General features: G+C 50.1%; 17 protein-coding genes. 14 read left to right on the top strand and 3 right to left on the bottom strand.

The genetic code is table 11. The features are described from left to right. Window positions 1-34: 34 nt before the first annotated feature. Window positions 35-1078: a Gfo/Idh/MocA family protein gene (locus A7K91_RS03065; RefSeq protein WP_068679552.1), complete on the bottom strand. Its 1044-nt coding sequence runs from the start codon at window positions 1076-1078 to the stop codon at window positions 35-37. A 13-nt stretch (window positions 1079-1091) separates the two neighbouring features. Beyond that, window positions 1092-2174 (bottom strand): Gfo/Idh/MocA family protein, encoded by a 1083-nt coding sequence (locus A7K91_RS03070; RefSeq protein ID WP_068679554.1) that lies wholly within the window; start codon window positions 2172-2174, stop codon window positions 1092-1094. A gap of 228 nt (window positions 2175-2402) precedes the next feature. On the opposite strand from A7K91_RS03070, the gene A7K91_RS03075 reads away from it, so the two are divergent. The 11 genes from A7K91_RS03075 (at window position 2403) to A7K91_RS26825 (ending at window position 15198) form a co-directional block, all read left to right on the top strand. Then, window positions 2403-4232 carry a cache domain-containing sensor histidine kinase gene (locus A7K91_RS03075; protein WP_068679556.1) on the top strand — a complete coding sequence of 610 codons (1830 nt, stop codon included), beginning with the start codon at window positions 2403-2405 and terminating at the stop codon, window positions 4230-4232. A 44-nt stretch (window positions 4233-4276) separates the two neighbouring features. Then, the gene (locus A7K91_RS03080; protein WP_068679558.1) at window positions 4277-5032 is read left to right on the top strand and encodes a response regulator transcription factor; all 756 of its coding nucleotides are present in this window, start codon (window positions 4277-4279) and stop codon (window positions 5030-5032) included. Between the two features lie 35 nt (window positions 5033-5067). Continuing rightward, the gene (locus A7K91_RS03085; RefSeq protein WP_068679560.1) at window positions 5068-6726 is read left to right on the top strand and encodes an extracellular solute-binding protein; all 1659 of its coding nucleotides are present in this window, start codon (window positions 5068-5070) and stop codon (window positions 6724-6726) included. Window positions 6727-6801: 75 nt separating this feature from the next. Next, window positions 6802-7638: a MerR family transcriptional regulator gene (locus A7K91_RS03090; protein WP_068679562.1), complete on the top strand. Its 837-nt coding sequence runs from the start codon at window positions 6802-6804 to the stop codon at window positions 7636-7638. A 15-nt stretch (window positions 7639-7653) separates the two neighbouring features. Beyond that, on the top strand, window positions 7654-8838 hold the full coding sequence (locus A7K91_RS03095) for an MFS transporter (protein ID WP_068679564.1): 1185 nt from the start codon (window positions 7654-7656) through the stop codon (window positions 8836-8838). Window positions 8839-9217: 379 nt separating this feature from the next. Continuing rightward, a complete protein-coding gene (locus tag A7K91_RS03100) occupies window positions 9218-10141 on the top strand; it encodes an ABC transporter permease (RefSeq protein ID WP_425415638.1) in 924 nt (307 codons plus the stop codon). A gap of 1 nt (window position 10142) precedes the next feature. Further along, window positions 10143-10997, top strand: coding sequence for a carbohydrate ABC transporter permease (locus A7K91_RS03105; RefSeq protein ID WP_068679568.1), 855 nt, complete (start codon window positions 10143-10145; stop codon window positions 10995-10997). 86 nt (window positions 10998-11083) lie between these two features. Further along, entirely contained in the window at window positions 11084-12655 is a 1572-nt protein-coding gene (locus tag A7K91_RS03110; protein WP_068679570.1) for an extracellular solute-binding protein, read from the top strand. A gap of 99 nt (window positions 12656-12754) precedes the next feature. Next, window positions 12755-13717: a sugar phosphate isomerase/epimerase family protein gene (locus A7K91_RS03115; protein ID WP_068679572.1), complete on the top strand. Its 963-nt coding sequence runs from the start codon at window positions 12755-12757 to the stop codon at window positions 13715-13717. A gap of 38 nt (window positions 13718-13755) precedes the next feature. Then, on the top strand, window positions 13756-14268 hold the full coding sequence (locus tag A7K91_RS03120) for an MgtC/SapB family protein (protein WP_068679574.1): 513 nt from the start codon (window positions 13756-13758) through the stop codon (window positions 14266-14268). 66 nt (window positions 14269-14334) lie between these two features. Then, window positions 14335-15198 (top strand): GNAT family N-acetyltransferase, encoded by an 864-nt coding sequence (locus A7K91_RS26825; protein WP_068679576.1) that lies wholly within the window; start codon window positions 14335-14337, stop codon window positions 15196-15198. Window positions 15199-15430: 232 nt separating this feature from the next. Here the strand turns inward: A7K91_RS26825 and fabF are convergent, their stop codons facing one another. Then, window positions 15431-16666 (bottom strand): beta-ketoacyl-ACP synthase II, encoded by a 1236-nt coding sequence (gene fabF, locus A7K91_RS03130; RefSeq protein ID WP_068679578.1) that lies wholly within the window; start codon window positions 16664-16666, stop codon window positions 15431-15433. A gap of 130 nt (window positions 16667-16796) precedes the next feature. Between fabF and A7K91_RS03135 the strand changes: the two genes are divergently transcribed. The 3 genes from A7K91_RS03135 to A7K91_RS03145 all read left to right on the top strand — a co-directional run bounded on the left by A7K91_RS03135 (window position 16797) and on the right by A7K91_RS03145 (window position 19358). Further along, complete coding sequence (locus A7K91_RS03135; RefSeq protein WP_068679580.1) at window positions 16797-17633, top strand: helix-turn-helix transcriptional regulator; 837 nt, start codon at window positions 16797-16799, stop codon at window positions 17631-17633. A 35-nt stretch (window positions 17634-17668) separates the two neighbouring features. Next, window positions 17669-18283 carry a DNA-3-methyladenine glycosylase gene (locus tag A7K91_RS03140; protein ID WP_068679582.1) on the top strand — a complete coding sequence of 205 codons (615 nt, stop codon included), beginning with the start codon at window positions 17669-17671 and terminating at the stop codon, window positions 18281-18283. Window positions 18284-18353: 70 nt separating this feature from the next. Continuing rightward, entirely contained in the window at window positions 18354-19358 is a 1005-nt protein-coding gene (locus A7K91_RS03145; RefSeq protein ID WP_068679584.1) for a glycoside hydrolase family 43 protein, read from the top strand. The last annotated feature ends 76 nt before the right edge of the window (window positions 19359-19434 follow it).

Genomic DNA, 19434 nt, shown 5'->3' on the forward strand with positions numbered 1-19434 from the left:
CGTTCCTCCTGCAACATTATTTATGAACAGCCGCTTAAAGCTGAATCGTTTTCCCCAAGCGCGCCGATTGCGAAGCGGCTTCCATCAGCCGGGTCAGATCAAGCGCTGCGGCAAGGTTCGCGTCAGCGCGGGTTCCGCTTCGGATGTGATTCACCCATTGCGAAAAAGCGTTTGGCCGGGCTTCGGGCAAAGCGTATTCCTGCCATTGTTTGGCTTGTTCACCGCTTAACAGCGCGCTTTTGTACATCAGCATGCCATCCTTGGCGAAATAGATGGCGCTTCCTTCGGTACCGTGAAGCTCCAGCGTAAAGGGCGACGAGCGGTTGACAAAACCCGCTTCCACAATGCCGATTGCGCCGCTGCCGTATTGCAGCGTAACGACCGCGTTGTCTTCAACCTCCTTGCCGGTATAGTAGCCAAAAGCGGCACTGACGGAAGCCGGCATGCCGAGCAGCTGCCGCACTATCGTCATGGGATGGCAGCCGAGATCCATCATAGCGCCGCCGCCCGCTTCCGACAAAGTGAAAAATCCGTCCGGCAAATAACCGTTTGGCCCGGCCTCTGAAGGCAAGGCTCCGCTATGCGACAGCCGCGCGCGCGCCAGCGTCAGCCCGCCCAGCAGGCCGCTTTCTGCAAGCTCCTCCATCCCCAGCACAAATGGCAGGTTAAGACGCGGCAGCGATACAACCATCGCAACGCCGGCTTCGTCAGACGCCTGTATAATATCCACACAATCCGCTTCCGTCAGCGCAACAACCTTTTCCGTAAAAATAGCTTTGCCCGCTTTTGCGGCCGCCATCAGCACGCCAGGATGGCGCGTTGTCGCTTCGGTCACAATTACGCCGTCAATGGAACGGTCCGCAAGAAGCTGCTCCAGGCTGCTGTAATAGGGGACTCCGCGCAGTGCCGCTTCCCGCTGGCCGCGCTGCGGGTCGTTGTCCCAAACGGCAGCCAGCTCGGTATCGGGATGCTCCATTGCAAGCTTGGCATAATCCGCGGCATGGACATGCCAGAAGCTGAGAACCGCAATACGCAGCCTGGATTGGCCTTTACCTTGACCCGTTAGCTCGTTCGGCATGGGAATAGCCTCCTTAGTCAAAATAGATCGCTTCGCCGGTCCGGGCCGATTCATAAATAGCCTCCAGCAGCTGAGATACGACCAAAGCTTGCTCCGGCGTTACAACCGGCTCGGTATCATTAACAACGGCGTCAATCCACATCCGTAATTCGACATCCTGCATCGACTCGCGCTTGCCATCGTAGAAGTCAACGCCTTTGGGATCAAGCTTAAACTGTTTTTCATACAGCTTGCCGTAAGCTTCCCCGTTAATGCGCAGGCCGTCGGTCATGTCGGCCCCGGCTTCGGTGCCGCTTAACGTGCAACGCGCCTCGCGCGTATCCAGAGTATTGAGCGCCCAGCTTGATTCCAGCAGGATCGTAGCGCCATTTTTCATAATAATCATGCCAAAAGCGGAATCCTCCACCTTAAACTTGTCGGGGTCCCAGGGCCCCCAGGAATTGGCCGCGTTAGCGCGTTTGGACAGCTTATGGTAGGCGGAGCCCAATACAACGCTGGGCTCGTAGTTGTTCATAAGCCAAAGCGTCAAATCCAGCGCATGCGTGCCGATATCAATAAGCGGCCCGCCGCCTTGTTTTTCTTCATCCAGAAAAACGCCCCAGGTTGGCACGCCGCGTCTTCGAACCGCATGCGCCTTGGCAAAATAAATGTCGCCAAGCTCGCCTTCCTCGCACATTTTTTTGAGCAGGAGGCTGTCGGACCGGAAGCGGTTGTTATAGCCGATCGTCAGCTTTTTGCCGGTACGTTTGGCTGCCTCCAGCATCAATGCGGCATCCGACGCTTTTTTGGCCATCGGCTTTTCGCACATGACATGTTTGCCTGCTTCAAGCGCTGCTATTGTGATTTCGGCATGACTGTCGTTAGCTGTACAAACATGCACAACCTCGATGTCTGGCTGTTTCAGCAGCTCCCGATAATCATCGTAAACCTTCGACTCCGGAGCGCCGAACTGCTCGGCTGCCTTTTGCGCCCGATCGATATAGATATCGCAAAAGGCGACAAGCTCAACCTGTTGCATTTTTGCAAGACTTGGCAAATGTTTGCCGTTTGCTATACCGCCACACCCAATTATAGCGATTTTTACACGCCTGCTCATTCTGTTTCCTCCTAAGCATAACATATTCTCGCGCTCATTCTAGCACGAATAAAAGAGGGTAGTTAATGAACGATTACGACAACATGGGGTGCACAATCGCGACAATCTTTTTCCTTACAGATTTTTTGTCATTATTTTGCCACAATCTCTCGAAAATACGGTATGATACTTTCAAGATAAATCATAGGTACGCCGTAAGCAGACAGGGGGGAACGAGAGCTGTCCAGCATGCGCCTTTGGAAGTGGCTGTGGAGCAGCGTAACAAACAGCTTTAAGCTGAAGCTTCTCGGCAGTTTATTTTTTATCATTATCGTAGCCTTCGGCATTGCCAGCCTGTACACGTATCGGAGCAACCAGCTATTGTTCCGGGAAGAGCTGAGCAAGCAAGCGCGCATCATAAATCAGGAAGCGCTTTCAAAGCTTGAATTGAAGGTGCAGGAAATGAAACGCATTTCACAATTACTGGTGTTCAAGGGCGAAATTGAAGAGATGATTACCCGGTACAACCGTTACAAGGACAACGACAAATTTCAGCTTTATCTGGAAATGCAAAAAATAGACGAAATGATCAATCAGCTCAGGTCCGAAGCGCCTTATATAACAGGCCTGTACATGCTCGATCCTGACGGCGAAACCGCCTATTACCGTTACAATACGCCGGCTATCAATGAGCCGAACAAAAGCTCTCTGGATCGCGTCAGGCTCCAGCTTGCGGATACGTCGGGCGAGCTGATCTGGATGCGAATGCCTCTGCCGAGCGAAATCGAACCGGACGGCTTTCGCAATACGATCGTTGCAGCCAGGTGGATGATCAACAGCTTTCAGCAGCGGTACGGCATGCTCGTCATGTCCATTGACGAGTCTTATCTGGCGGAAGGGCTAAGGGAGCTGACTAAAGACGGCACGGGCATGGTTTATTTGTTCAACCATTCCAACGAACTGCTGTATGCCAATGACAAATCCATTAGCGAAACAGAGCTGAAGGATATCCGGGAGGCGCAAAATTCCAGCATTATTGCAGGAAGGCTGTTGTCGCGCAGCGAATCGCTTAATCCGCCGACCGACTCTTTTTTGCTGGTCAGCTCCCGATCTCTAGACAATATCGAAGAACAAAACCGCCGTATCGCGGAAAACATTATTATCGCCGGCTTGCTGATCGCTTTTGTTGCGTGTTTGTTAATCGTGTTGACGCTGGAGCGGTTGCTGCTTCCGCTTGCCGATTTGCTAAAGGGGCTACAGCGGCTGCGCTCCGGAAAATTTGAAACGAGGGTCAAGGTTGGCACCAAGGATGAGCTGGCTTATATCGGCGAAAGCTTCAATGCGATGGCGGAGCATGTCGAAGGGCTGATCAAAAAGGTCTACATGACGCAGCTTAGCGAACGGGATGCGGAGCTTAAGGCGCTTCAGGCGCAGCTTAATCCGCATTTTCTGCACAATTTTTTCAACGAGGTGTACTGGAAGCTGCACTTGCAGGGACAAAAGGATACGGCCTCGCTGATTGCGGCAGTGTCGGAAATATTGAAGCATTCGCTTATGCCGGTCCATATGCCTGCCACCGTGGAGGAGGAGCTGAAGCAAATCCGCAATTACGTCAAAATTCAGGCTGAGCTGTTCGAGACGGATTTTGAATTCACCATTCATGCTGATGATGCGGCGTTAAGGGGCCAAATGATGCGGTCGCTGCTTCAGCCGCTGGTCGAAAATGTGTTTATGCATGCCTTCCGCAACCAGCTTGGCCATAAGGTACTGGAAATCCGCGTCCGGGAAAAGGAGGGGTTTCTGTGCATCGAAATCAGTGATAACGGATGCGGCATGGAGCAGGAGCAGATCAACAAGCTGCTTAAGGGCGAGGAACCCCCAATAGGCCAGAATCGGCGCGAAAGCATTGGCGTCCGCAATGTCGCCAGACGAATACAGCTGCTGCACGGCGAGCCCTGCAGGCTGGAAATCGACAGCAAGCCAGGCTCTGGAACCGTTATGCGTCTTTATTTGCCGCTGACAGGAAATTTGGAAACAGCTGCATTCGGAAGAACCATTTCCACCACGTCGGACTCCTGACAATACACATTAATTGGCGTCTATTTCGAAGGGAGAGAAGCAGGATGAGCTATGGAAATGCAATGGTTGTAGAGGACCAGTATCATTTTCGCAAAGGTCTCGTCAAAATGATTCAGGAGAGCGAGCATAATTGGCAGGTTGTCAGCGAGGCAAGCAACGGGCTTGATGCCTTAAAAATGCTGGAGGTGCATAAGCCGGATCTTGTGCTGACCGATATTCGGATGCCCGCAATGGACGGCATTGAGTTTGTGACTCAAATACGACGGATGCACCCCGATATGATCGTTGTTTTTTTGACCGGCTACAAGCAATTTGATTACGCGCAAGCGGCCATCAAGCTTGGCGTTATGGATTTTCTGGTCAAGCCGTGCACGGAGGAGGATGTACGCGCCATGCTGGACATGGCGACGGAAAGATTCCAGGCCAGCCAGTCCCGGGAAGCAAAGGAGGGAGAGGCTCATCCCTCACGAAAGCTCGACGGGGCGATCGGCAAAGCTATTTCATATGTCGACATGCATTTTGCCGACGATTGCCGAATGACGGAGGTCGCTGGGCATGTACGCCTTAACCCCAGCTATTTCAGCATGCTGTTCAAGAAGGAAACAGGGGAGAGCTTTACGGGCTACGTTACGCGCTACCGGATGGAGAAGGCGCTGAACCTGCTGCGAACAACGGATATGAAGGTGCTTGAAATAGCCCGCGTAACGGGCTTTGGGGAACCGAACTATTTTACAAACGTGTTCCGGCAGCATTACAAGCTTTCTCCCAAGGAATGGCGCAGGCAGCATAGCGAGCTGTAAGGACAGACACGGTAACAGGGACAGGAGGTCGCTTTATGGGCTATACTAACAAGCAGATCATCGGCATTACGGCCATGTGCGCCATCGCAGCGATCATTGCCGGCTGCAGCGTTTTGTTCCGCGAGGACGGGGGCGGCAGTGAACGCAGGGCCGATAACCGGGGCAAGGTATCCGTTGGCGTGCAGGACAGGGGCGGGGTTGCTTCCTCTGAAGGCTCGTACGAGCAAAACCGCTGGACGAGGTGGATTATGGCCAATGCTCCCGTCAACGTTAAATTCGTCCCCGTCCTGCGCAGCGAATCGAAAAAGCTGCTTAACGTTATGCTGGCTTCAGGCTCCGCACCGGATATTATCAACGAAACAAACGCTCCGTTTCGCAACAATTTGTACGAGCAAGGAAGGCTGCTGCCGCTGGACGATCTGCTCCAGTACATGCCGAATTACGCCAGGCTGCTGGAGGAGCATCCGCAGCTGCGCCTGGCGGGCACAAAATCGGATGGCAAGCTGTACGAAATCGGCCGCGTTAATGAGGCGAATCCGCTGCATGTCTTGTTTATTCGCCAGGATTGGCTGGATAAGCTTGGATTAAATACGCCCAAAACGACAGAGGAGCTGCTGGCCGTTGCGAAGGCTTTTGCCCAGCGAGATCCGGACAGCAACGGGAAAGAGGATACGCTGGGTTTAAATATCAGCTACGCCTCCGACGGAGCCGTCAATGAAATGTTCGGCATCCAGCAGGATCATAGCTGGGGCCTCCGGGAAGGCCGCGTCATCCGGCAATGGGACAAGGAGCTGGCGGCTCTTAGATTCAAAAAAGCTCTCTATGACGCTGGAGCAATTGACCGGGATTTCATACGGGACAAGGACGGAAGCAAAGCAAAGCAAGATTTTATTGCGGGCAAGCTTGGCATTTACGTCAATTACAGCATGAACTGGTTTGAATTTACGACAAGGGATCTTGTTTCACTCCATCGCAATGACCCCTCCGCGGTGGTTGTTCCGCTGGAATATCCAGCTTCTCCGTTTGGCCGCTATACGGGAGCCATCGACAACCCTTACCAAATGACGACTGTATTCAATGTGGCGATGAAGGACCCCCTTGCGGCAGCGCAATACATCAATTTTATTCTGGAGCCGGATACGTCAAACCGGCTGTTCAAGGGCGAGGAGGGCGTCCATTGGATCGCTTCCTCTGAAGCCGGAGGTTGTCCCGTCTATACGAACGATTTGAAATGGCGCACGGAAGTGGGATTTGCCGCCGCTTACGGCCTGTTCCTGAGCAGAGGGACGGAAAAATGTCATTTTGTCAAAAACCAGTTTAACCCCAAGGATGACATTCAACGGAAGGGACTGGAGATGTACAAGGAAGCATACAAGCTGTACCTGGACCCTGAAAAGGAATATCCCGGACTGACGCTTGGCGACCATGTGCCGGGACTGCCGATCGAGCTGGACGAAATCCGGATAAAGGCGCTTAAGGAAACAACCGATTTGTATATAAAAGCAATCGTAAGCGGGGAGCAATATAGCGCGGAGCAAGCCGTGGAGGACGCAAAAGCGGCTTGGGCGGCGATCGGCGGAGAGCGCATCGTGTCCTATATGAACGAATGGTATGACGCCAACAAGGAAACAGCCTTTCTTGCCGACGATGTCTGGACAATCGTCGCCAAGCAAACAAAACTTTCTGAGCAGTAGCTAATTTCTGCTCTTGACTTTCCCCTGCACGGGAAACTGTATACTTGCCTTAACAAGTGGATTGGAGGTGATATTTTGTTTAAAATCAGCGAGTTTTCCAGACTGAGCAAGGCCTCCTTAAAAACCTTGCGCTATTATGACCAGATCGGCATTTTAAAGCCGAGAAGGGTGGATCATGACTCCGGTTATCGCTATTATTCCGCGGATCAGCTTTTGGAGCTTAACCGAATTCTCGTGTACAAGGAATTGGGCTTTACCCTGCCGCAGATTAGCCAGCTGCTCCAGGAGGACATCACCCTGGAAAACATTCAAGGGATGTTTAAGCTGAAAAGAAGCGAAATCCAGCAAATTATCGATACCGAGCAAGCGAGGCTGGCCAGAATCGAGCAGCGTATCGGGCTGATCGAAAGGGAGGGGCAGCTCGAAACGGGCCAGGAAATCAGAGTAACCGCGGAGGAAGCCAAGCTGTTTCTTTTCCAGAAGGCTTACGGTCGAGAAGAGGACATTCCTGTTTTGATTCGTGAAGCCGAACCTTTAGTAACAAAGGAAATAAGACAGTTGATTCAGGGGCCCCAGGTTGTGCTGTGGAGGGATGTAGATGGAAAAGAAGACGAGTTTGAATTCGAGGTCGGATATTATTTGACAAGCGAGCCGCGCTCCTATCCGGACCCGTTTCAGCTGCGTACTCTTCCCCCCGAGCCGATGATGGCCGCAATGGCTTTTCATTCCAACTCCAAGTTCGATGGCGCGGCCTGCGTTCATTTAGCCAAATGGATTGAAAACAGCAACTATGAAATCAAGGAAAACGAATACGGCAGGGAGCTGTATCTCCCGTTGTCTCCGGGACAAGAGGCACAATTTATCGAAATTCAAATCCCGATTGGGAATAGAAAGCTAGAAATAGGTAACTGAAGAAGGTGGAGTGGATTGAAAAATAAAGGAATCATCTATGTTCTGGCACTGGCTGTTTTTCTGATCGGTACCATTGAATATATTATTACCGGCGTTATTGAGCTAATTGCCACGGACCTGGAGGTAACAACCTCCAAAGCCGGGCTGCTGGTTACGGTGTTTGCTCTCGCGGCAGCCGTCATCGCCCCGATTTTGATTACTCTTACGATTAATGCAGACCGCAAGAAGCTGCTCCTGACTACGCTCAGCATCTTTATAGCCAGCAACGCTCTCATGCTGCTGAAGCTTTCCTTTGAAGCAATGATCTGGATACGTATTATTCAAGGAGCCAGCGGAGGAATCTCGACCGTTGTTGCAATGGCTGTGGCGACGCGTCTTGTTGAAAAGGAAAAACGGGGCAGCGCCATTGGCATTATTTTGATGGGGCTTAGCAGCTCTCTGGTGCTCGGTGTTCCCATCGGCACCTTTTTTAGTGAAATGTTTGGCTGGAGAGCCTTGTTTATTATAGTTGGCTTATTAAGCATTCTCCCATTGCTCATTATCTTCAAAAAGATTCCGTCGATCAAAGAAGACGATAATATTACGCTTGGGATGCAGCTCTCCATGCTGAAAAGCCCGGCCATTCTGACTGCCTTGGCGATTACGTTGTTTTATGTGGGCGGCTACGCCACATTGTTTACGTACATTACGCCATTCCTGCAGGCATCATCGACTCTTTCCATGACCGAGATTAGCGGTATTTTGTTTCTGGCTGGCATTTGCAGCTTCGTAGGCTCCAAGGCAGGCGGGCAATTGGCCGATGCAAAGGGGTCAACATTCACTATTTATCTGGGGCTCCTGCTGCAGGGAGCAACTCTTATGTTGTTTGCTGTAGCGGGCGTCAATCTTCTGGTGCTTGTTATCGTGCTAATGGTTTTTATGCTGGCGACATGGAGTATTTCTCCGGCCCAGCAGCTTTATCTGGTTACGCTAGCGCCTCGAAATCCAGATATTGCCCTTAGTGTAAATACCTCGTTTATTCAATTCGGGTTTGCTCTGGGCTCCGGTTTAGGCGGGTTTGTCATTAGCCGCACATCTGTTCTATATTTAAACTGGCTAGGCTTTGGCGCTGTATGCCTGGCTTTACTGCTTGCCATTTTGCTATTTACAAAAGCCGGCGGCAAAACAAAAAGCAGCTTGCAAGCCAAACAGCTTCCTTGATGGGGCGAGGATCATCGTTAGCCGGAAATTAACTCTGCAATCGATAGCCAACCTGTTTTAACCAAACAACGGCAGTCCGGGACTTTTTTCAGGTCTTTGGGCTGTCGTTTTTTTGCGGCGGTAATGTAAATATGGCTCTCAACCTAATAATATTATAGTTTTTCAAGTGCCTTCCCGATAGCTGCCCAACCTCTCCAAATCCCCGTAAAGCCTTGATGCTACGCGTTTATTCCACGTTCTCGATACCCGAAAAACATTCAAAACCACCCGATATATTTATAGTTGAATCCCCCTATGGGCTCCCCTAGAATCGTAGTTAAGAAAGCGGATTCATAACGTTGGAGGGGGATAAAGGATGGAGATTGAAACGGCGCAAGTCATGACGATCAGACTAAAAAAAGAGCCGTTATGGAAGCGAATGTGGAAGGAACGATGGCTGTATATTTTAATGCTGCCGGGCGTTGCATTTTTCGCCATTTACAAATATGTGCCCATGTGGGGCGTCTTGATGGCCTTTCAACGATATCAGCCCCATTTGGGCGTTATGGGCAGTGAATGGGTGGGACTGAGGCATTTTGAACGTTTTTTCTCGGAGCCCCAGTTTTGGACGCTGCTTCGCAACACGTTATACATTGCCATCCTGGATACGGGCGTCTTTTTCCCGCTTACTATCATTCTTGCGCTTATGCTGAATGAGCTTCGTTCGGAAATCTACAAACGTACGGTACAGACGCTCGTTTATGTGCCGCATTTTCTGTCCTGGGTTGTTGTCGTTGGCATCAGCTACATTCTTCTAACAACCGAAGGGGGCATTATTAACGAACTGCTCGCTCTGATAGGCATGGAAAAGGTGCAATTTCTGATGAGCGAGTTCTGGTTCCGTCCGCTGATCATTCTCCAGATGATCTGGAAGGATGCAGGATGGGGGACGATTATCTTTTTGGCGGCATTGGCGGGTGTAAATCCAAGCTTGTACGAGGCGGCGCGCATTGACGGGGCTAATCGCTGGCGGCTTCTGTGGCATATTACGCTCCCCAGCATCCGCAGCGTCGTCGTCATCCTGCTTATTTTGAGACTAGGCAATTTTATTGATCTTGGCTTTGAGCAAATCTTCCTGATGCTAAACGCGATGAATCGCGAGGTTGGCGAGGTATTCGACACTTACGTCTATCAGGTCGGGATGCAGCAGGGGCAGTTCAGCTATAGCGCTGCGGTAGGATTGTTCAAGGCAGTAGTTGGATTAATTCTTGTCGTCTCGGCCAATTGGCTGGCGAAGCGGCTCGGAGAGGAAGGGATTTATTGACATGGTGAAGGACACGAGCTTTGGAAGCAGGCTATTCGATGGCATCAATATAACAGCGCTTGCGCTCTTTTCTCTGGTAACGTTTCTGCCTTTTCTATACGTCGTTGTTGTTTCGTTCTCAACCAGCACAACGCTCATTCCAAAAACCTTCTCCTTTGAAGCCTACAAGTATATTTTTTCGGCTGACACCTTTACACGAAGTCTTCGGGTTTCGATCTTAATTACGGTATTCGGAACGTTGTTCCAGCTTATTATGACATCTCTTATGGCATATTCGCTGTCCCACAAAAATTTGCCGGGCAGAAGCGTTGTGTTGCTGATGGTGCTTTTTACAATGCTGTTCAGCGGCGGCATGATTCCGACTTATTTTGTCGTAAAGGCAACGGGGCTGCTGGATTCACTGGCTGCGCTTATTATTCCCGGCGCGATTAGCGCCTTTAACCTGATCATTCTGAAAAACTTTTTTCAGAGCATTCCCGAGGAGCTGAAGGAATCCGCCAAAATCGACGGCAGCCATGAGCTAGGCGTATTATTCCGCATCGTGCTGCCGCTGTCGCTGCCGGCCATGGCCGCGTTTGGCCTGTTCTACGCTGTTGGCATATGGAATCAATATTTCAGCGCTATTTTGTATTTAACCGACGCGGATAAATATCCGGTGCAGGTTATTTTGCGCCAGGTCATTATTTTGACCAACGGCTCTATCGGCGACACGACGGAAATCGAAAACGTGCCTTATTACGGCAACTCGATCAAAATGGCGGTTATCGTAATCGCGACCGTTCCGATTATGCTCGTTTATCCGTTTCTTCAAAAGCATTTTGCCAAAGGCGTTTTGCTGGGTTCGGTTAAAGGATAACGAAGGCTTGCAGCAAAAGAGCAACAAATCAAAGCCGCCGTTTATCTTTTGATAGATTAATCAAACTAGGAAAAGAGGGGTTCATATTGAAGGGATGGTTTAAAGCTTCGCGGCAACATCTGGCACTTCTGATTGCTTCCACGATGGTGATTGTAAGCGCTTGCTCCAGTGGAGGCGGATCAGAAACGGTAAATTCGAACACCGGAAACGAAAAACCAACCGCTACAAACACAACCTCCGGAGGCGATTCCGGGCAAACTGAGCAGGAGCCGCTTGCCATCAAGCTGATGTACAATTTCGACGGGGTTGAATTTCCAAAAGAAGGTAACGATGTCCAGAAGTATATTGAGCAAGCGACAAATACGAAGCTAACGGTCAGCGCTTTGCCGGGCAGCTCCTATGAGGAGAGATTGCCCATCATGATCGCATCCGACGATATGCCCGACGCGTTCCCGATTCCTAGACGGCATCAGAAGCTGCCTTACGTCGTTAACGCAGTCCAAGCCGGTTTGTTTTGGGAAATCGGCCCTTATCTGGAGCAGTTCCCGAACCTGAGCGCCATTAATCCCGTCATTTACGAAAATATTGCTTACGAAGGCAAAACCTACGGATTGCCGCGCGAAAGAGCACTGGCGCGCCGTGCCATTCAGTTCCGTTCCGACTGGCTTGCCAATGTAGGCATGGGAACGCCAAAAACCATCGACGATTTCTACAATATGCTGGTCGCCTTCAAAAATAACGATCCCGATCAAAACGGGCAAGCCGACACTACCGGCATGACGGCGAAGGAGGTTGGCCTCTGGTTTGCGCCTTACTTTGGCGCCCCTAACCAGTGGAAAATCGAGGATGGGAAGTTTATCCGAGACGTGCAAACAGAAGAATTTCTGAACGCTTTGAAATTTGAGAAAAAGCTTTATGACGAAGGTCTGATGAACAAGGATTTTGCGGTCATCGAGCGTCCGGAATGGACCGGCGCAGCCGAAAACGGCAAAGCTGGCGTCCGCATCGATGTTACGGGCTCCACCGTTGGCCTGGATTCGGTTGTGAAGGAAAATCTCGGCGAACAAGCAGCCTTCAGCATGATCAGCATTTTGGAAGGCGAATATGGCAAACGGATCAATATGGAGGGCGGCCACAACGGCTTCTTCCTTTTCCCGAAATCCAGCATCAAAACCGAAGAGCATTTGCTTCGCGTATTGAAATTTTTTGACGACCTGGCGGGCGAAACCATTTCCAACCTGTTTGTATGGGGGCTGGAGGGCGTACATTATGAAATGAAGGACGGTAAGCCAGTTGCTATCCCGGACAACAAGCATGGCGACGACGTTGGCGCTCCATACGGGGCTCCCCTTGGTACATTGGCGCCAGCAATAAACGCCATGCAGGGCGAATTGTCTGAGCTTGGGCAGCTTGAACAAGAGCTGAATGCGGAAAACGCAGAGTTCGGCATTGTTGATCCAACGCTGCCGCTCATTTCGGAAACGTTCCTGGAGCAAGGCGCGCAGCTTGAAACGATCCTGTCGGATGCCAATATCAAATTTGTTATGGGCTCGATTACGGAGGAGCAATGGAGAGGCGAGGTTGAACGCTGGCTAAAAAGCGGCGGCAGCAAAATCGCGCAGGAATATGAGGAAGCTCAATCGAAATTAAATAAGTAAGGCGATAATCGGGGAGTTTGGGCCATATGCCCAAGCTCCTTGCCTGTACGTTCAACAACATCGGCATATGCCATAATCAGACAACGGAGGGAACACAAGATGAACCAAGTCTTGCAAAAAGAAGGCTATTCCTTTTCCACCATGTGGAATTTAAGACGACACAGCAGCGGCAGAGACATGATTCAGGAAATCAAAAGCCTGGGCTTTAGCCAGGTCGAGCTTAATTATAATGTAAACGACGAGCTGTTAGCCAGCATCGTACCGATGATCGAAGGCGGCGAAATTATCATATCGAGCGTGCATAATGTTTTTCCTTTTATTGAAGACAAGGATTACGATACCGATTCGGTTATGCTTGGCTTCGATGACCTCGATAAGCGCCGCCGGGCCGTCGAACTGCTGAAGCGCTCCGCCGACTACGCCTATCGGTTTGGCGCAAAGGCTGTTGTCGTCCATCCCGGCGAGGTGCCGTTTCATTATAACATCGACGCCGCTCTCAAAAAGCTGTGGGTTGAGCAAGGCAAGGATTCTCCGGCCTACCAGCAGCTATGGAGCGAAATGCTGGAGCGACGGAACGAGCTGGCTCCCATCCATGTCGCGCGGATAACGGAATGTCTGGGTGAGGTTTGCGAATATATAGAGCAGGCTGGACTAGGCATCAAAATCGGAATCGAAACACGCTCCCGCTGCAACCAGATTCCAACGCTTCAGGAGGCCGATCAGATCATGACCGGGCTGAAGGGAGCGCCGGTTGGCTTGTGGTTTGATATCGGCCACGGCATGATGATGGAGCGTATGGGATTGTATGATGCCGAATGGGAGGTTCAAGCTTTTGCTCAACAAGGAAAGGTGCTTGGCGTGCATATTCACGAAACAGTTGGCATTGTCGACCATTGGTGTCCATATATCCATAGTCAGGATGACTCCGGCTTCGACGTCTTTTTGCCAGTGATCCAAGCGGCAGAGCTTAAAGTCTACGAGCTGCGCGCGCCATGTAAGAGAGAAGAAATCGAAGACAGCTACAGAATCATGCACGAAAAAATGAAAAAGCTGTCCCGGTAGGCGCCGGGATAGCCGCAACTGAAAGAAGGAATGCAGCATTGGCTACAGATCATTACTTATCCCAGTGGTTTGGCGAATATGAGTGGTTGTTCCGCCTGTTCGTCAGCTGCTTACTTGGCTTTGTTATCGGCTTAAATCGGACTCACAAGCATAAGCCTGCGGGAGTTAAGACTTATATGTTTGTTTCCGCAGCATCCGCACTCATCACCATTGTTTCCATTCAAAGCGTGGCGATGTACGCGGATATTCGCGACCATACGATGATGGACCCTATGCGGCTAACTGCCCAAATCGTTACCGGCCTTGGCTTTATCGGAGCGGGTATTATTTTGAAGGACGGCATTCGTGTAGTGGGATTAACATCGGCGGCGATGATTTTTTTCACCGGCGGGGTTGGCATCGGGATTGGAGCGGGCTTTTATACAGTGGTGGTTTTTGCGATAGCAGCAACTACACTGTTTCTGATACTTGGCGAGTGGATCGAGAAACGGGAGAAAAAAGCCGCCTTGAAAAAGTGCGCTTCGCAAGCCATTGAGGAAGCAGCAGTGTGATTGTATAATGAAGGGGCCGTTTGGAGCAGGCGAAGAATAGTAAGATATCCATATGAGGAGAACAGAATGAATACGAAGTTTGCATTTGACTATTTCCCGGTTCTTCACACGGAGCGTTTTACGCTGCGTGATGCCCAGGAGCTGGATTGCCATGATCTTTTAGCCTTATATTCGGATGAAAGAGTAGCCCAATTTTTGCCGTTGGAGCCTTTTAAATCGGTGGATGATGCCAAGGAAGAGATGGGCTGGTATAAAAGGATTTTTACGGAACAGTCCGGCTTGAGATGGATGATTGAAGATACCGAAAGCGGCAGAGTTATTGGAACCTGCGGATTTCTAAACAGGGAAGCCGTTCATAACCGTGCGGAGATCGGATACGACCTTCATCCTGATTATTGGGGACGAGGCGTTATGACCGAGGTCGCGCGTTCTGTCATCTATTTTGGTTTTGTCGACATGCAGTTGAACAAGATCGAAGCAAAGGCAGATCCGCAGAATGAAGGTTCGATTGCCCTGCTGAAAAAGCTTGGCTTTCAACAAGAGGGGCTGCTGCGCGAGCATGAGTTCGAAAAGGGAAGATATGTTGATCTTGCTGTATTCTCTGTGCTGAACAGTGAGCCGCTTGCAAGGGAGTCTGCTCCTTGGATTCCTTTGGATCAGCTGAATGACGATGATAAAATATGGGCGGGTACAAAGATCAGGCAATACAACGTTGGCCTGCATGTGACAGACAAGCAAAACGATTATTATGATTACCTTGTATCTTATATTTACGGTAATGCCGATCACTTGCAATTAACAAATCTGTCAAAGGGTGAAGCTGGAAATATTTTATGTGTGATCCAAAAGGATTTACCAAACCATTATTCCCTTGCCAGTAAACTAAAAGAAATGGTCGGATTGGATTATACGTATGTGCAATTTGATTAGTTGAAAGCGGCGCTGTCTGCAACGTCAAGTGGAACTAAAATTGCCCTTCAGCAGAGAGGACCGGACGAGAAAGGGTGTCTTGAGGGCGAGTTTTTTTGTCCGCTTTTATCCACTACAAATCGGATCAAAATAAAGCGGCCAAAAATGTTTGAGCTTCCAAGACACTCTTTTCCGGGAGGGACCGATTTTGCTGAATCGTTATTCGTTGCACTTGACTTTTCGGACAACCCCTTTATTCATAAGCTTTGATGACAATAGCTGAATTATGTCCGCCAAAACCAAAGGAGTTGGACATTCCGATACGGAGCGGGGCGTACCTGGCTTCATTCGGCACATAATCCAGATCGCATGCCTCATCATTGGTATCCAGATTAATCGTTGGCGGAATAAGGCCATGCTGCAGCGATTTTACCAGCGCAATAGCTTCTGCGCCGCCGGAAGCGCCGAGCATATGGCCCGTCATTGATTTATTGGCCGTTACTGGAATGCGGTATGCTTCATCCCCGAACACCTTCTTGATGGCAGCCGTCTCGGAACGATCTCCAATAACCGTGCTTGTAGCATGAGCGCTGATTACATCTATATCAGAAGGAGAGAGCCGCGCTTCTTTCAGTGCCAGCTGCATTGCCCTTGCCGCCCCGTTTCCGTCCTCAGGCGTTGCAACCATATGATAGGCATCCGAGCTTGCGCCATATCCGATAACCTCGCCAAGTATGGCTGCACCCCTGGCAAGCGCGTGAGTAAGGGATTCCAATACCAAAATGCCAGCCCCTTCTGCTACGACAAAACCATCACGCTCCGTATCAAAGGGACGGCTTGCTTTTTCCGGCTCATCGTTACGGGTGGAGAGGGCGGTTGCATTGGCAAAGCTGGCTAACGCGATACCCGTTACGGCAGCCTCAGCGCCCCCGGCAATGATCAAATCGGTGCGCCCGGCCTGTATGGAAAAAAACGCCTCTCCGATAGCCGTATTTCCGATTGAGCAGGCCGTAACGGGAGCCAGAGTTGGTCCTAATGCCCCATATTTGATACTAATCATCGCAGCAGCCATATTGGGAATCATCATGGGCACAAGCGTTGGACTAACTCGCTCCGGTCCGCGTGCTGCAAGCTTTTCGCTTTGACTCATTAACGTTTGAATCCCGCCGATCCCCGAACCGACATACACTCCCATACGTTCACGATCTATTTGGTCAAGGTCCAGTCCGGCTTGTCCAAGGGCTTGCTCTGCTGCTGCCAACGCAAAATGACAGAAGCGGTCCATGCGCCGCGCTTCCTTTGCGCCAAACCATTGAACGGGATCAAAATCCTGTACGGCACCGGCAATAGTAACCTTTTGTCCAGTGGTGTCAAAGGCTTCAACCTGCCTTATTCCGGACTCGCCTCGGACCAAACGTGACCAAAATGTTTCGATATCATTGCCAAGAGGCGAAATGACGCCCATCCCTGTAATAACTACCCTCTCCATAAATAAACCTCCTTCATGATTTGAATCCGCGGACTTTAAAGTTATAATGTCATGTAAGATATCCTATTACAAGACATAGTTTATCCTAGTATAAATACTTATACCCTCCAAAAATAAAGGAGATTTACTTATGAACTCTCAGGTTAGATTACAGGCCTTATCGACATTTCTTAAAGCTCAGCGAGCCAAAATACCTCCTGAAACGGTTGGCTTTCCTTCCATCCGGAGGCGTACGCCGGGTTTGCGGCGGGAGGAGGTAGCGCAGCTTGCCGGTGTAAGCACAACCTGGTACACATGGCTGGAGCAGGGGCGAAACATTCAGGTGTCCCATTCAGTGCTGGATTGCGTTGCGCGGGCGCTGCAGTTAAATGGGGATGAACGTAAATATCTATATTCGCTTGCCTTCGAGGGAGGAGACGACAATTATTCAAGTACGCCGGAAACACTGCAGCTTACTCCTTCCTTGCAAAAAATCATCACGGAGCTTAATCATTGTCCTGTCATCGTATCGGATCGGAAATGCAATATCGTCGGCTGGAACAAGGCGGCGGAATATGTGTTTCTCAACTTCAATCTGATCCCTCCAGAGGAACGAAATATGATTCAGCTTTTATTCGGGCGCAGGGAATTCCGCCGTCTGGCCGTTAACTGGGAGCAGTTCTCCAGCGGTTTTTTAGCGATGTTCAGAACTTATTATGGACAATACGTGGAGGATGCATGGTATGATCAGTTCCTGAACCAAATGAAACAGAACCACCCTGAATTTAATGAAATGTGGGAGCAAAGCCAGGTCAGCTATGCTCCTGATGTGTATTTGGAGTTCCGTCATGCAAAAGCAGGAAAAATGGTTTACGAGCTGGTATCATTAAAGGTATACGGAGCCGAGGATTTGCGATGCAGCATCTATACGCCTGCCGCCGATACGCCTACTGAAGCCAAACTGCGGCAGCTAATGGCAGAAGAATAGAAGGATTTTAATAAACCGGGAAAGGATTTTTTACGATGGGCAAGCTACACAGGGATTTTTATAACCGGGACGCGTTAACGGTTGGAAAAGAGCTTTTGGGCAAAGTCCTCGTCCACGAGGCTGATGGCATAACATTAGCGGCAAAAATCGTTGAAACGGAAGCCTATAGCGGATTTGAAGACAAAGCCGCACATTTCTACGGTGGAAAACGTACGCCCCGGGTCGAGGTTATTTATGGCGAACCCGGATTTTCATATGTTTATTTCATTTACGGCATGTATAATTGCTTTAATGTCGTGGCCGGGGGAAAAAACGATCCTCAGGCGGTGTTGATCCGGGCTTTGGAGCCCTTGGAGGGGTTGCAGCAAATGGCGCTTAACCGATTCTCCAAGCCCTATGGAGAGCTTGTCAAAAGAGAAATCATTGGCCTGACGAACGGGCCGGGAAAGCTATGCAAGGCATTTGGAATTGATAAAAGCTTTTATGGCGAAGATTTGTGCGAAAGCCGGCTATACCTGGAGGATGGGGAGCAGGACGCAGCATTTCAAATCGTAACCGCGAAGCGGGTTGGCATTGATTACGCGGAGGAGGCTAAAGATTTTCCATGGCGATTTTATATAAAGGATAACCGGTATGTTTCCGTGAAATAGAGAGGTAAGACAATTATAGTAAGCGCTATCAAGTCAGGTTCGTCATTTCAATATGAAAAGGATGATTCAGATGAATGTTTACAACGATGCTTGCGATGTTTTGAATCCCAGGACTGGCCTGAGGCTGGACGAGATTCCTGCCCATGATCCATTTATCTTTACCGACAAAACAACTCAAACCTATTATTTGTACACGGGCGGAAGTCCCGAGCTGCACGGAATGGAGCGTTACGGAGTGCTTGCCTACAAAAGCAACAATTTAAAGGAGTGGGAGGGCCCGTTTGTTGTGTTCGAGGTACCCGATGACGTTTGGGCAAATCCGCAGCACGGCGCATGGGCGCCAGAGGTTCATTTATACAAAGGCCGCTATCATTTGTTTGTTACTTTGCATAATAACGACAAAGCGCTGCAAGGGGAAGGTCATGGGGGGTTCCCTCTACAGTGGCGCGGAACAGTGATCGCTGTTGCTGATTCACTGCTTGGGCCGTTTGAAATGACTAAAAGGGACACACCTATTGTTAGCGAGCAATTGATGACTTTGGATGGTTCATTATACATTGACGAAGAGGGAAGCCCGTGGATGGTGTACTGCCACGAATGGGTTCAAACAGCCGACGGGACGGTAGAAGCGATCCGTTTAAAGGAGGATCTGAGTGATCGAAGCAGCTCCGCGCCGATCCATTTATTTAATGGTTCCTCAGCTCCTTGGGATAATGGCGACCTCCTGAGCGATGGGGCAACCTCTGCGTATGTAACGGATGGCTGCCAGTTGTATCGCACAAGCAATAATCGGCTTATCATGCTGTGGTCCACCTATAACAAAGGAAGCTACGTCCAGACAATCGCGCGATCCACAACCGGAACATTAGAGGGACCATGGGAGCAACTGGAGCCACTTGTTCATGACGATAGCGGTCACGGCATGTTATTTCAAACATTTGAGGGAGAGTGGCGGCTAATTCTTCATTCGCCCTTTTCTATGCCGCAATCCCGGTCCAAGCTTTATGAAATGACGGATACCGGCGAATCATTTATTGTAAAAACGACAGCGTCCCGATATATGGAAACCTTTTGAAGCTATGGTACGTCTATTCTAATTGAAAGAATGCTGGAATCGGACAGTGTTCCAACTAGATTAGAGCGGGGGCGAA

The organism is Paenibacillus oryzae, from assembly GCF_001675045.1.
Taxonomy (GTDB): Bacteria; Bacillota; Bacilli; order Paenibacillales; family Paenibacillaceae; genus Pristimantibacillus; species Pristimantibacillus oryzae.